The following is a 14256-nucleotide window of genomic DNA, read 5'->3' as shown; positions in this document are numbered from 1 at the left end:
TGCTCGCTTGCCCATCAAGCCTAGGAATATCAGATGCCAGTTGAATCGAAGTCGTCCGAGCGTTTGCGTGATGAGATCGCGATGTTGGGTAATTTGCTCGGTGAAACGATTCGTGAAATTGCCGGTGACGACGCGCTTTACATTGTTGAAGACTTGCGTCGTTTAGCTTGGGATAATCGCAGCGGGCAACCAGCCGCGGCAAGCCGATTGAGCGGATCGATTGCGTCGCTATCGCCGAGCCAACTGAGTGTTGTGATCCGAGCATTCAGTATCTTCCTTGACCTCTTGAATTTGTCCGAGGACCGGCAACGGGTTCGCGTGCTTCGCGAACGCGAAAAAAATCTGTTGACCAGCGAACGCCGCGAGTCGATTGCGAGCGCGTTAGTGCATTTGAAGCAAGCGGGGAAGTCGCCTGCCGAGATCCAAGAATTGCTTGACCATCTGAACATCGAGTTAGTATTCACGGCTCACCCGACCGAGGCAAAGCGTCGATCGGTTCGCAGTAAGTTGCGTAAGATTCGCGAGCTGATGGCGCAGTTGGATAGCGAGTCGCGATCGGATGAAACGGCAAAGCTAGAACGGTCGATTCAGGCAGAACTGGCAAAGCTGTGGCAAACCAACTTTATTCGTCCCTGGCGGCCTTCGGTGATGCAGGAGGTCAAGCGAGCGTTGTCGATCAAGCCTGTGTTGTGGGAAGTTGTACCGCGAAATCTTAGCGAACTGCGGAATGCATTGTCGCTTGCCTATCCCGACGCCCAGTTCAATCTGAAACCCTGTGTCACCTACGGATCTTGGATCGGTGGCGATCGTGACGGTCACCCAGGTGTCACGTCGGATGTAACTGAGCAGACTTTCAAATGGCTCCGCGAAGCAGCGATGGAGTTTCATTTAAAGTCGCATCATCAGCTCTATGATTCGCTTAGTTTGTCCGAAATGCAATCGACCTGGGGGCATGACTTGGGCGAACGCATTTCTGCGGCGATCACTGAGTGGCCTGCGCTGGACAAAGAAGTGTCGTCGGTCCCGCCGGACGAGTTGTGTCGGCGTTGGTTGACAGTGATGCGATGGCGTCTGCTGCAGACTCAAAAGATTGAACTGGACGGTTCTGCGATTGAGGGCAGCTATCAGTCGCCCGACGAAATGGCTGGCGATGTCACCGCACTTCTTGATTCGGTGACGAAGTTTCCTGGTGGTAGTCTGTTGGCCGAAGAGGTCATGGTCTGGCGTGATCAGATCATGGCGTTCGGATTTCACTTGACATGTTTGGATGTTCGTCAAGACGCGCGTCAGTACAGCGGCGTGATGAACGAGTTGTTGGTGGCCTGTGGTTTAGTCGACAGCATTGCTGACGCCGAAGGGTTGGACGAAGAGCATCGCCGAAAAGTGTTGGTCGATTCGCTCGATACTGACATGCTTGGTGGTAAAAAGACGATCGACTTTACGAAGTTGTCGCCGGAAGCCAACGATACGCTAGAACTGTTTAAGTTGCTTCATCGTGTGATGCGATCGTTTGGGGCCGACGCGGTGGGCGGTCACATCATCAGCATGACACAGTCGGCAAGCGACGTGCTGACGGTGCTATGGTTGTGGCGTCAAACGGGATTTGCGTTCGATGATGTCGACGGCCAGGATTTTGCAAAGCAATTGCCGATCATGCCGTTGTTAGAGACGATCGAAGACTTGCAGAATGGTCCCGGTATTTTGCAGGACTTATTTTCTATCCCCGCTTACCGTGATCACGTTCGGGCCCAAAACGATCACCAGTTGGTGATGTTGGGATATTCAGACAGTACGAAGGATGGCGGCTATTTGTCGGCATGTTGGTCACTGTACCGTGGACAACAGGAATTGCAGAACGTTGCCAACGATTCATCGATCGAGCTGACGTTTTTTCATGGCCGTGGTGGTTCGCTCGGACGTGGCGGCGGTCCGACAGCACGCAGCATTCGTTCGTTGCCGGTCGGAACTTTCCGTGGTTCGCTGCGTTTGACCGAACAGGGGGAGGTGCTCGCCGACCGATACGACGACGAACAAATCGCGCATCGGCACTTGGAACAAGTCGTTTGGTCGTCGTTGTTGGCCGGCGGAGATCCGCCGGAACCGGATCCTGCGGAGTGGACTGAAACGATGCACCAGATGGCATCGGAGTCATTTGGCCATTATCGCAACCTAATCGAACAGCCTGACTTCGTACGCTTTTTCCGACTTGCCACGCCGGTTGACGAAGTTGAGCAGTTGCCCATCGGGTCGCGACCATCGAGACGTCGGGGCGGGAACAGTTTGTCGGATTTGCGAGCGATCCCCTGGGTGTTTTCTTGGACTCAGTGCCGCTGTTTGATTCCGGCGTGGTACGGACTGGGAGCAGCAACGGCGTCGATTCTTGAGACGGTCGGTGCGGCAGAGCGGTTACAAGCCATGTATCGCGATTGGCCCTTCTTCCAAGCGACGATCGACAATGCCGAATTAGCGATCGCAAAGTCCGACATGGAAATTGCCGGTTACTACGCGTCATTGGCTGATCACTCGGACGACATGCAGTTAATCAGCGACATGATCCGAAAAGAGTATGCGTTATCGCGAGACGCGATTCTTGCCATCACAGGTCGCGACAGTTTGTTAGCCGGCACGCCGTGGTTGAAAGAATCGATCCGAGTTCGAAACCGTTACATCGACCCGCTTAACTTGATTCAAGTTGAATTGCTAAGCCGATTGCGGGCTGGTTCGCCAGACGCCGAAGACAAGCAGCAGCAAGAGTTGCAGTACCTAGCTCGGTTGTCGATCAACGGCTTGGCATCGGGGATGCGAACAAGCGGCTAGGATCGGCGACGATCGCGTTGCGACGACTGATGAACAGCGATGTTCTATCATCCGAGTCGAGGCACGAAGTTGCGCAGGAACGTGTGGCTTTGCGTGAGCGCTAATTTTCGGTCGTCCAAACTGCTCTCGAAGGCACGGTCTTCGACTTCGACACAAACCGGCCCGCGGTAACCAGTGTCCGTCAAGATGCTGAAGAACTTGCCCCAATCGACATCACCCATCCCTGGAAGCTTTGGCGAATGATACAGGTTGGGGTGAGCCAAAATGCCGACCTGGTCTAACATCGCTTGATCGACACGGACATCTTTGGCGTGCACGTGGAAGAGTTTGTCTTTAAACGTTTCCATCGGTGTCAGATAATCCATGTGCTGGAAAACTAAGTGCGATGGGTCATAGTTGAGTCCGAAGTGATCACTGGGAATGTCGTTAAACATTCGCTGCCAAATCGCTGGGCTATGCGCCAAGTTCTTGCCGCCAGGCCATTCGTCGGCCGTGAACAACATCGGACAGTTTTCTATCCCGACTCGGATGCCTTGGTCTTCGGCAAGTTTGATGATCGGTTTCCACGTATCAAGAAACCGTGGCCAGTTATCGTCGACGCTTTTTGTCCAATCGCGACCGATGAATGTGGTCATTCTGCCTACGTTTAATTTTGCCGCGGCTTTGATGACGACCCCAATATGCTGGACGGCTTGCCGTGACTCGTCCTGGTCGGGTGAGAGTGCATTGGGGTAGTAACCTAGCGAGCTGATTTCGACGCCGTATTTTGCCGACAAGTTGGCGATTTCGTCGATGCCTTTGGCGTCCAGGTCAATCGCGTTGATGTGCGTGACGCCAGCGTAACGACGAGTGGATTTTCCGAGCGGCCAGCACATGACTTCGACACACTCGTATCCGATCGTTGCAGCCGCGGCGAAGGTTTCTTCGAGCGACAGCTCGGGGACAATGGCGCTGGTGAATCCAAGCTGAAACATGAGCGAGAGACTCTGAAGTTCGTGAATCGGGTGGCGAAGCAAAACTGGCGTCGTTAGGAACGCGGCTGAACAAAGTGAGACATTAAGCAGCTTCGCCGTCGGAAATTTCACCATTTTCGCTGACGTCTTCAAATCGGATCGAGACCCGCTTGCTGACACCCGATTCTTGCATGGTGACACCGTAAAGCGTTGTTGCTGCGGTCATCGTCTTCTTGCTGTGCGTGACGACGACGAATTTGCTGTGGTCAAGAAATTCGCTTAATACCGTCACGAATCGACCAATGTTTGCTTCGTCGAACGGTGCATCCACTTCGTCCAGCACACAGAACGGGCTGGGGCGATACTTGAAGATCGACATCAACAGCGCGACGGCCGTTAGCGCTTTCTCACCACCGGACAGCAATGAGTTATTGAAGGTCGGTTTGCCGGGCGGGGTTGCTACGATCTCGACGCCTGCTTCCAGCGGATCATCGCACTCTTCCAAGATCAAGTCCGCGTGTCCGCCGCCAAACGATTTGCGATAGAGCTGTTGGAAGTTGACTCGGATGGCTTCCAGTGTGTCTAGGAACAAGCGGCGAGAATCAGCGTTGATACGGCCAATGATTCGCTGCAGCGAGTCTTTCGCCGCGGTCAAGTCTTGATACTGGCCGTGCAGTTCGTCGTAGCGTGATTGCAGCCCTTCGAGTTCCTCCAGAGCTTCCATGTTCACGCTACTGGTGCGTTGGAGCTGGGCTCGCAGTTCACCGATTTCGTTCTCCATCGACTCACGGTCATCGATCTCGGCAAGATCCTCTGGCGGCTCAGTTGCTTGCAGGTCGATTTCGTAGTCTTCCATCAAACGCTGGGCCAGCGTATCGCGGCGCAGTCGGGCGTTGTCACGGCGCGCCGTGATCGCGTGAACAGCGGCGCTGGCTTCGGTCGCGTCTTTCATCGCCCGTTCGCTGGCTTTCATGATGTCGCGGTTTTCGCGGCGAACATCGGCAGCGTACTGAGCGAGTTCCTTCAGTTGAACATTGGCTTGTTCGGCATCAACATGCAGTTTGGCCAGTTGATGGGTCGCGTCCAGAACCCGTGCCGTCACTTCGGCAATTCGTGTTCGGCCCGATCTGGCTTGCACGCGGACTTCTTCGACGGCAGCCTCGCGTTGATGCTGGTCACGTTTTTGCTGCTGCATGGTGGCCGAGAGAGCTTCGAACTTTTGTTCTGCGCGTGCCACGTCGACAGAGATCGCCATCACGCCACTGGTCGCAGTTTGCAGTGCCGTCTGAGTTTCCGAAAGCATTTCGTCAGCCTCGGCAGCTTCAAGTTCGAGTGCTTCGACGTCTTGCCGTCCGGAGTTGATTTGAGCCTGCAGCCGAACGTTTTCGCTGGACGCGGTGTCGCGAAGCTGTGTCGATTGTTGGATCTCGCCAGTGATTTCAGCGCATAGTGTTTGTTGGACCGTTAACCGTTCGTCACGGTGACGCAGTTCTGCTTCCGCGGCCGCGCGATCGGTGATCAATCCGCGGTGGCGCTGCTCGATGCGACCGAGTGCGGCGGCTTCCTCGTCGACTCGTTTCGCCAAACGGGCGGTTTCCGTTTCGGCTTCTTTGAGCTGGAACTGGTAGTGTTTGATTTCGGCTTCGGCGGACGCCAGTTCACTGCGGCGGCTAACCAGACCTGTTGAAGCAGCGACGGGACCGACCACGGTTGAGCCATCGTTTTCTAACAGTTCGCCTGCGGACGTTACAAAACGCAGTCCGGCGCCACTCAATTTGCGTAGCCCGTATGCCGTTTCGAGTGAATCGACCAACCACGTGTTGCTTAGCAGGTGGCGGACCAGCGGTTCAAGGTCGTCGATGCACTTGACCATCTTGTCGCCCCGCCCGATCACGCCTTTTAGGCCATCCAAGCGGATGCGGTCGCCCGGTCGGCGGCCCGGCAATTCGTCTAGGCGAATCAATCCAACGCGGCTGTTGATCTTTAGCGTTCCATCCACAATCGCGCGTTGCAGTGCGCCACCACTGGTAATGACGTATTGACTGCGTTCACCAAGTGCTGAGTCGATCAGTGGTGCGACCTTCAAGTCGACTTCGAAACAGTCGGCAACGATGCCACGAATTTTATTGGCAAGCGGCGACGACGACTCGCGTAGTTGTTCGAGGATCGTTTTGACGCCACCGGACAAGCCTTCTTGGCGTCGCTGTAAATCAGCTAATACTTTTTCGCGTTCGGTTAATCCTTGCAAGCGAATTTTCAGAGCCGCGACTTCTTCGCGTCGTCGTTCGAGTGTTCGTTTGCTTTCTTGCAGTTTGGCGTCGGCAAGTTCGCTGGCCTTGGTGACTTCACCGATATTGCGTTTGAGTTCGTCGACACGAGTGCTGGCCGCCTTGGCTTCGGATCGTGCGATCGCGAAAACACTTTCGGCGGCGGCGATGCGCTTAGCCAGGTTGGCTAAGTTGCGGCCGGCTTCGGCGACGCGTTGTTCGGTTCGTTGCCGGGTGCCTTCCATGTCGGCGACACGGCGGACGATCGCCAAATGTTTTTGTTGGATCGAGTCGCGGCGAGCGCGAACTTCGGTGGCTTCGCGTCCAATCTTGTCGCGTTGGGCTTCGGCATCGGCACTTCGCCCGCGAACGACGGCCAGTTCTTGTTCGTACATTGCGAGTCGCTCGACCGCGCCGCGCAGTTCTGCGGCGGCGGACCCCGCTTGCGTTTGCAGCAACCGTACCCGGCGAAGCGATTTGGCGACGATCTGACGCAGATCTGCGATCGCTGCTTGATCGGCGTCGCGTCGGCCTGCGAACTGGGCGATTTGATTCAAGCATCCGCCGCGACGTTGTTCGATCTGGCTGGCGTCTTCGGCGATCTGTTGCAGTTGTCCGTCAGCGACCTGACGTGCCTCGCTCATTTTGGTACGAAGCGTTTCCAGTTCGGTCTGTGTGACAATCGCCTTGGCAAGTTCGGCTTCGGACGTTGTCAAATCGGTCGACAGCGAAGTCCAGTCGGTCCAAGCGATCTGCATCCGCAGTTCTTTTAGCCGATCGCTGGCTTGGCGATAGCGTTCCGCTTTGCTGGCTTGACTGCGTAGGCTTTTCAAACGCGAACCGACTTCGTCGACGATGTCGCCCAGTCGGGTCAGGTTCGACTGGACTCTCGCCAGACGACGTTCGGCTTCGACCTTTTTCGCTTTGAAGCGGCTGATGCCGGCTGCCTCTTCGAAGATTGCCCGCCGGTCCTTGGCGTTAGCGTTGAGCATTTTGTCGACTTTGCCCTGCTCGATCAGGCTGTACGCGTCAATTCCGATGCCGGTGCCGCGGATCAGGTTCTTGACGTCTTTAAGACGAACCGGTTGATTGTTGATCAGGTATTCGCCTTCACCGCTGCGGTAGGCTCGGCGAGTGACGCGGACTTCGGGTGCATCGATTGGCAATGCGCCGTCGGGGTTGTCAAAGACGATAGTGACTTCGGCGGATCCCGCTGGGCCACGGGTCTGCGATCCCTTGAAGATGACGTCCGACATGTCTTTGCCGCGAAGGCTCTTGGCACTTTGCGAGCCGAGCACCCATTTCATGGCGTCGACGATGTTGGACTTGCCGGATCCGTTAGGGCCGACAACGACGGTGATGCCGTCGGGGAAGTCGAAACGCGTCTTGTCCGCGAAACTTTTGAAACCGGCTAGCTCGAGCGCTTTTAGCATGAGTAGTTCGGAATCGACTTCGGATCGGCGGAAACGGCAGAGAAAACGTTAATTCCAGAGTAAATGAAAGCTAGGCCCTAGCCTAGCTCTGTTTTTGCGGAAGCCCAAAGTAGGCATGCGGCAAAATACTCGCCTTCGTTTTTCCGGCAGTCCGCGACGGCAGTTGGCATTGCCTCGGGACCGAAAAATAGGGTATTTGGACAGGTGTGTAGGGGCATGGATCGCCACTCGGAGACATGGGTGACAGGGATGAAGTCGGTAACAAACACATTGAAACAGCCAGCGATGATTGCCTTGGGGCTGTTTTTCGCGGTGTTTCTGGCTGTTTTGGTGCACGCGGCCGATCCGATGGGCGAAATCGCGAGGATCGACGCAGCGATTGCTTCTGGCGATCTCTCGGCGGCTGCGCAGACCGCCCGAACTCTTGATTCTGCGACCGACCCCAGTGTTGATCTGACGATGGTGCTGGCCCGATTGGGACGCGGATTCCAGAAATCTGGTGATCTTGAATCGGCTACAGAGTTCTATGCTCGCGCCGTGTTTGCGTCCGAGCAACCCGCCGCGGGCTCGATTCCCCCCGAAAAAGTCATCTTTGTCCGGCTTGCTGCGGCGTCGGCGATGGCTCGGTCCGGTAAGTACTCGGACGCGCTTCCGTTGCTGACTGAGATCACAAAAACGCCATCCGCCGCAACGCCGGCTCAGGTGCAGTCAGCCGTCACGATCGGGCTGCAAATCGGTGGCACCGCTTTAGAGGCCGGAAATGCAACCACGGCTGCGGAAGCCTATGCGATCGCCGCTTCGGCGGCCGATGAAAAACAAAAACCGGTCGCGATGTTGGGAGCAGCCTGGGCGATGGCGGTTTCACAAACGGATCCGATGGCTGCGGCAAAACGATTGGCACTATTCGTTCGTGATTATCCCAATCACTCAGATGCAGCGAGAGCTACGCGGGCTTGTGCCGAGTGTCTGCGACAGGCGAATCGGCCAGACGATTCTGCTGCGATGATTGCTGATCTGTTGACCCGTTGGCCGGAATCCGAATCAGCAACCGAAGTCGTTCGCAGTTACAGCCAGCTTGCGTCCGATTTAGTGCCGCCATCTGTCCGTATTTGGATCATGGCCCGTGCCAAAGCCAACGATTTGAAAAAGCTTGACTTGAAAACGGTCACGATGGGAATGGCGATCGCGTCCGAAGCCGGCCAACAAGATGCTTGGATGAACTTGGCCAGCCATCTGGCATCGATTGATCAGACCGGCAAAGGTGTTTCCGATTTGCTGGCGTTGCTGATCGAACAAGATAAACCAGACGCAGCCGAACGGTTAGCGGCGTCGTTGATTTCGCCCGCGGCCGACGAAACGGTGTCGACGGCAGCTCGCGAAGCAGCTTGCCGCTGGGCGGGCCGGACTCAGCGTTGGTCGATGCTATCGCTGGCGTCGGAATCTGAACTCGATAAGATTGAGACACCATCGTCAACGCGATCGGTTACGGTCGAGAAACTGTTTGCCGAGTCGCTAATGCAGACCGGACAGGTTGAGCAGGCCGCCCAGTGGTGGAACCATTTAGTCGATGGTCGACAGGCCAGCGACTTTGCAACGCTGCTGCGGTGCGCCGAAGCAGAGACTTCCGTTGGTAAAGACGCAAACCTAGCGGGACAACGCATCGCACTGGCGCGTTCGGCCGCCGGTGGTGACGCTTTCAATGAAACGTTGGTGGACCTTTTGGCTGCCGAATTAGCGGTGCGAAAGACACGTTTCGAAGAAGCTCGGGCACTGCTGGAAAGTGTGGTCCGCGCTGTCGAGGTCGATGCGACTTTACGCGGACGAGCTCAATGGTTGATCGGCGAAACGCACTACTTGCAGGCACAGTTTACCGAAGCGATCGAAGCTTATCGCCGCGTTGAGGGGATCGATCCAGGCGGGGTATGGGTTTCGGCGTCATTGGTTCAAGCGGGAAAGTCTTTTGAACAATTGGGGCGGACACGCGAGGCCACTGTGTGTTACGGAAGCCTGATCGGAAGATTCGCCGACAGTCCTCATGCACAAGTCGCACGCCAGCGAATGGCATCGATTGATCCCGCCAACCCATCTTCTCATTCACCTATTCGACGATAAACGACATGTCTTCTGCACCTTACCGACGTCGATTGTTGCGGCATCAGCCCGCCAATTCACGTCGTCAATTTGCCGCACTAGCATCTCGCATATTGCCCGTCTTTGTATTGGCGATTGGGGCGACGTGGTGCATGGTGGCAATGCAACCAGCTCACGGACAATTCCCGCAGTCACAAAATTACGGTCAGCAAAGTTTCGATCAATCGGGTCGATATCAAACTGCACAGCCTCAGAATTTGCAGCGTCAAAACTCACAGCCTCAGGCTTTCAGTCAAATTCCGGCAATTCCAGCGGCGGCGATGATACCAGGCCAAGTTGCCAACTCGCCAGAAAACGTAGAAGCCGAATCCGAGCCTTGGCAGTTGCCAGCGTTTGTTGAAAAGATTCGACAGGGCGGATGGTTGATGTTGCCGCTTGGGATCTGCTCGCTGATCGTGTTTGCATTGTCGATCGAACGGATGATCGCGCTGCGTCGTGGCCGAGTGATCCCACGTCCGTTTGTTCGCCGGTTCACCGAGTGCGTCGAAGATGGCCAGCTTAGTTACGAAGAAGCGACGGAAATTTGCGAAGAATTTGATTGTCCGGTTGCCGAAGTTTTCCAGGCGGCAGTGCGTCGCTGGGGACGTCCCATGTTTGAGGTCGAGCAGGCGGTGATGGATGCGGGCGATCGAGTTTCGGAGTCGTTGAAACGATTCTTGCGAGTCTTTCACGCGATCAGCAACGTCGCGCCGTTGTTGGGGTTATTGGGCACGGTGCTGGGAATGATCGAAGCATTCGACATCATGAGTAGCCAAGAATCGATCGGTCGCCCCGAAATGTTGGCGTCGGGAATCAGTGTGGCTCTGATCACGACGGCCGGCGGATTATCTGTCGCGATTCCGGCTTACTTGGCCTACATGTATTTCAGCAGCAAGTCGGACAGCTATTTGAACGAGATCGATAAGTTGTGCCAGCGTGTCGTCGATTGCATTTCGGCCGAAGGGCTTGAAAGCGCTGGCAATTCAAATCGAACGAGCAACCGGAAACGACGAGCTGCCTAATTGCTCTGGCTCAAGCTGAGGGTGGCTCGGGCTGAGAGTAGATTCAAGTTACGCGGAATAGGTGCGATGTCAAAACGAAATTCCTCGGAAGATGCGACCATCAACTTGACGCCGATGATCGACGTCGTGTTTTTGTTGGTGATCTTCTTCATGGTCGGCAGCAAGTTCAGCGAAGCCGAAAGCCGCATCAAAGTGAACGTTCCGAGCGTCGGTGAAATGCGATCGATGACGCGCGTGCCTGATGAACGTGTGGTTGCGATTGGTATTGATGGGACCGTAACGCTTGATGATACGCCGATGTCGCTGAGTCAATTGACGCAAACGCTTCGTCAAGAACACGATAATTACCCAGGCCTTAAGATCGCCGTGCGCGGCGAAGCGGATGGGTCGCAACAACAATTGGTTGATGTTCTGCAGGCAGTTCGTATCAGCGGCGTGGATCAAATCGGTATCGCAACCAAGAGGATGCAGCGTTGACGGAATCCGCCAATCCTTGGCTTGATTCATCGGTGATCGATTCGCTTTGGGCCGACCCGCGTCTTGTCTACACTGTGGCCGCACTGGCGGTTGCGACACTGGGGTTCACGATCTGGTTGTTTCGCCGTCGTGGGCGTGGTGGACGGCAAGCCGGTGTCATTTGCCTGGTATTGTCGATTGCGCTGCATGCTGCGCTGATTTTTTTGGTCCCGTTGCTGCCGTCGCTCGGCGGCGGATCATCGACCACGGATCCGGAAACTGATGAACAAGCTGGCATCGATTCGATTTCCTTCACAACGTTCGATCCCAACTTGTCGGCCGAAGATGCGGCGGGCGGCGAAACTGAAGCGATGCTCGCACCGCTGCCGGTGTCGAGCTTGACAGATCTGCTTGCCAATCCAGTGCCGCCAGAGGAACCCGCATCGGAATCGGTCGACGAGCCTGAGTCGTTGTCGATGTCGGACGAGCCTGTGCCAGAGTCGCTATCTGAAACCACGGACAACGATTCTGAGTCGTCGAGCACGGCGATCGATTCGTTGTTGGGCGACTTCTTGGACGATGCGTTTGCTGCGAGCGTGACAGAGACAGCCGAGCCGGTGCCGATGCCGCAGTCGGCCGCGGCCGAGCAGACGCCAGTGGTTGCGCACGTCGGCGACGGCATGGAAGCGGTGAAGGCAATTGCAGCGTCCACATCGACGGCTCCGCCGGCTACCGTTCCTGGCGCCATCGAAAGTGACTTTGCCAATCGAGTTGGCAAGGCTAAAGACGAAGCACTGCTTCGCACCGGAGGCGACGCAAGCACCGAGGCAGCCGTCGAGGCGGCGCTGCGGTTTCTGGCCAGTGCCCAGCGAGCCGATGGAGCTTGGGATCCAAGTACGACCGGCGCTGGCATCGAGCGGGCGCCGCTAGGGATGACTCGCGGCAACGCGGGGTCTCGATCCGAATCGGCGCTGACGGGGCTATCGCTGTTGGCGCTGACAGGCGCCGGCCAAACTCATCAACAAGGCCAGTACAGCGACAACGCATACCGAGGTCTGGCGTATCTGATTCGGACTCAAAAATCCAGCGGATCGCTAGCCGGTGGCGCGACCATTTACGCAGCCAATTACAGCCACGGGATGGCGGCGCTGGCGATGTGCGAGACTGCTGCACTGACGCATGATCCCTCGGCGGTGGCGGCGGCGACTCGAGCGATCAACTTCACGCGATCGATGCAGCATCCGTCGACCGGCGGATGGCGATACACGGCAGGTGATCCAGGCGATTTGAGCCAGCTGGGTTGGCAAGCGATGGTGCTGGATGCAGGTTATCGAGCTGGAGTTCCGGTCGACGCGCGGGCGGTCGACGGTGTTGAGCGTTTCCTGCGAAGCGTTCGCGCGGGTTCGACGGGGGGGATGGCCTGTTACCGGGCCGGCGAAATGCCCAGCCGTACGATGACGGCCGAGGCGCTGGCGACTCGGTTGCTGATCGGTCAAAAGGTTCCGGCGGCCGAGATCGAAGAAGCCGAACGGTATCTGTTGCAGCAACAGCCCGGCGTCGGTCAAGACAACTATTATTATTGGTACTACGCAACGTTGGCACTGCACCAGTTACAGGACGCGGCGTGGGACCAATGGAACGCGGCCCTCAAACGCCGACTGCTTTCGACTCAGCTCGCCGACGGTAGCTGGCCAACCGATTCCGTTTGGGGTGGCTACGGCGGCTCGGTTTACACGACAGCGATGGCGACGCTGTGTCTGGAAGCTTACTACCGGCATTCGCTGCGAAGCGATTCAGAACGCATCGCGCGAATGAAATAGTGGCGTTCGCTGTTTAGCCAATCTTTGCTTTGCCGACCCAGGGCTGCAGCGCTTTGGGCACGTTGATGGTGCCGTCGGAGCACTGGTGGTTTTCCATGATCGCAATCATGGCGCGGCCGGTGGCAACCGCGGTACCGTTTAGCGTGTGAACGAACTCGGTGCCCTTCTTGTCGGGCTGCTTGTAACGAACGTTTAGCCGCCGCGCTTGGTAATCGGTACAGTTGCTGGTGCTGGTGACTTCGCCCCACTCACCGCCGTCGCCTCGACCTGGCATCCAGGCTTCGAGGTCGAACTTGCGATAGGCAGGGCCGCCAAGATCACCGCTGGCGGTATCGATGACCCGGTAAGGGACTTCGAGTGCGTCAAAGATCTCGCATTCCAGGTCACGCATCATGGCGTGTGTCGCGTCGCTTTGCTGGGGAGTCGTGAATGCGAACATTTCGACTTTAGTGAACTGGTGAACTCGGTACAGTCCCTTCGACGCACGTCCGGCCGCGCCGGCTTCGGTGCGGAAACAGTGGCTCAGTCCGCACAGTTTCAGAGGCAGCTTGTCCAAGTCGATCGTTTGTCCGGCCAGCATCCCGCCCAGTGTGATTTCGGCGGTGCCGACCAAGTTCAGTTCGGTGTTTTCGATGCTGTAGATTTGCGTCTCGGGGCCGCGAGGGTTGAAGCCGATGCCTTGCAGAATGTGCGTCAGCGCCATGTCGGGCGTTGTCACCGGAGTGAAACCGCGATCCGACAATAGGCTGATTGCGAACTGTTGCAGAGCAAGGTCGAGTCGGACAGCTTCGTTTTTCAGGAAGTAGAAGCCCGCTCCGGTGACGCGTGCGCCGGCTTCGAAATCGAACAGGTCATGCTTTTCGCCAAGGTCAACATGGTCGATCGGCTTGAAGTCAAAGTGGGGTTTTGGTGTTTTGCCGAACGATAATTCTTTGGCATCGTCTTCCCCACCGGTCGGCACATCGGGGTGCGTCATGTTGGGAATGTCGCACTGGATCACCGCAATTTCAGTATCCAGTTCGTCATGTTTTTTTTGCGCCGCGTCCTTCTGTTCACGCAGCAACCGGCCCTGTTCGATCAAAGCTTGGCGAGCTTCCTTGTCGGCTGCTTTGGGGATTTGCTTGCTGACCTCGTTGGCTTGCCGGTTCAGATCTTCGGCCTGACGCAGGGTTTCTAGTCGCTCGGCATCCATCGAAACGATCTTGTCGATTTCGGCCGAAACACCACGTCGGGTGCAGTTTTCGCGGACGAGTTCCAGATTCTGGATGATGAATTTTCGGTCGAGCATGGTGGACAAGCGAAAGGGCGAAAGGAATGGAAAAACGCTAAATTAGCGAACAAAATAGAGTAGCAAACAA

The 14256-nt window shown here is 56.5% G+C and carries 8 protein-coding genes; 5 read left to right on the top strand and 3 right to left on the bottom strand.

Annotation, left to right across the window (positions count from 1 at the left end; genetic code table 11):
* The first annotated feature begins 33 nt into the window (after positions 1-33).
* The gene (ppc, locus tag Poly59_RS08170; RefSeq protein WP_146533601.1) at positions 34-2817 is read left to right on the top strand and encodes a phosphoenolpyruvate carboxylase; all 2784 of its coding nucleotides are present in this window, start codon (positions 34-36) and stop codon (positions 2815-2817) included.
* A gap of 47 nt (positions 2818-2864) precedes the next feature.
* Here ppc and Poly59_RS08165 read toward each other — a convergent pair whose 3' ends face one another.
* Together Poly59_RS08165 and smc are read right to left on the bottom strand one after the other, a co-directional pair.
* Positions 2865-3791, bottom strand: coding sequence for a sugar phosphate isomerase/epimerase family protein (locus tag Poly59_RS08165; RefSeq protein WP_146533600.1), 927 nt, complete (start codon positions 3789-3791; stop codon positions 2865-2867).
* Between the two features lie 82 nt (positions 3792-3873).
* The gene (gene smc / locus Poly59_RS08160; RefSeq protein WP_146533599.1) at positions 3874-7470 is read right to left on the bottom strand and encodes a chromosome segregation protein SMC; all 3597 of its coding nucleotides are present in this window, start codon (positions 7468-7470) and stop codon (positions 3874-3876) included.
* Between the two features lie 216 nt (positions 7471-7686).
* On the opposite strand from smc, the gene Poly59_RS08155 reads away from it, so the two are divergent.
* The 4 genes from Poly59_RS08155 to Poly59_RS08140 all read left to right on the top strand — a co-directional run bounded on the left by Poly59_RS08155 (position 7687) and on the right by Poly59_RS08140 (position 12898).
* Positions 7687-9582 carry a tetratricopeptide repeat protein gene (locus Poly59_RS08155; protein WP_146533598.1) on the top strand — a complete coding sequence of 632 codons (1896 nt, stop codon included), beginning with the start codon at positions 7687-7689 and terminating at the stop codon, positions 9580-9582.
* Positions 9583-9587: 5 nt separating this feature from the next.
* Entirely contained in the window at positions 9588-10622 is a 1035-nt protein-coding gene (locus Poly59_RS08150) for a MotA/TolQ/ExbB proton channel family protein (RefSeq protein ID WP_146533597.1), read from the top strand.
* Between the two features lie 66 nt (positions 10623-10688).
* Positions 10689-11099 (top strand): ExbD/TolR family protein, encoded by a 411-nt coding sequence (locus Poly59_RS08145; RefSeq protein WP_146533596.1) that lies wholly within the window; start codon positions 10689-10691, stop codon positions 11097-11099.
* The gene (locus Poly59_RS08140; protein WP_246151488.1) at positions 11096-12898 is read left to right on the top strand and encodes a prenyltransferase/squalene oxidase repeat-containing protein; all 1803 of its coding nucleotides are present in this window, start codon (positions 11096-11098) and stop codon (positions 12896-12898) included. The genes Poly59_RS08145 and Poly59_RS08140 overlap by 4 nt, the downstream gene beginning before the upstream one ends.
* A 13-nt stretch (positions 12899-12911) precedes the next feature.
* Here Poly59_RS08140 and serS read toward each other — a convergent pair whose 3' ends face one another.
* The gene (gene serS / locus Poly59_RS08135) at positions 12912-14186 is read right to left on the bottom strand and encodes a serine--tRNA ligase (RefSeq protein ID WP_146533595.1); all 1275 of its coding nucleotides are present in this window, start codon (positions 14184-14186) and stop codon (positions 12912-12914) included.
* Between the last annotated feature and the right edge of the window lie 70 nt (positions 14187-14256).

This window comes from Rubripirellula reticaptiva (genome assembly GCF_007860175.1).
GTDB classification, from domain to species: domain Bacteria; phylum Planctomycetota; class Planctomycetia; order Pirellulales; family Pirellulaceae; genus Rubripirellula; species Rubripirellula reticaptiva.
This window is presented reverse-complemented; position numbering and strand designations above follow the sequence as displayed.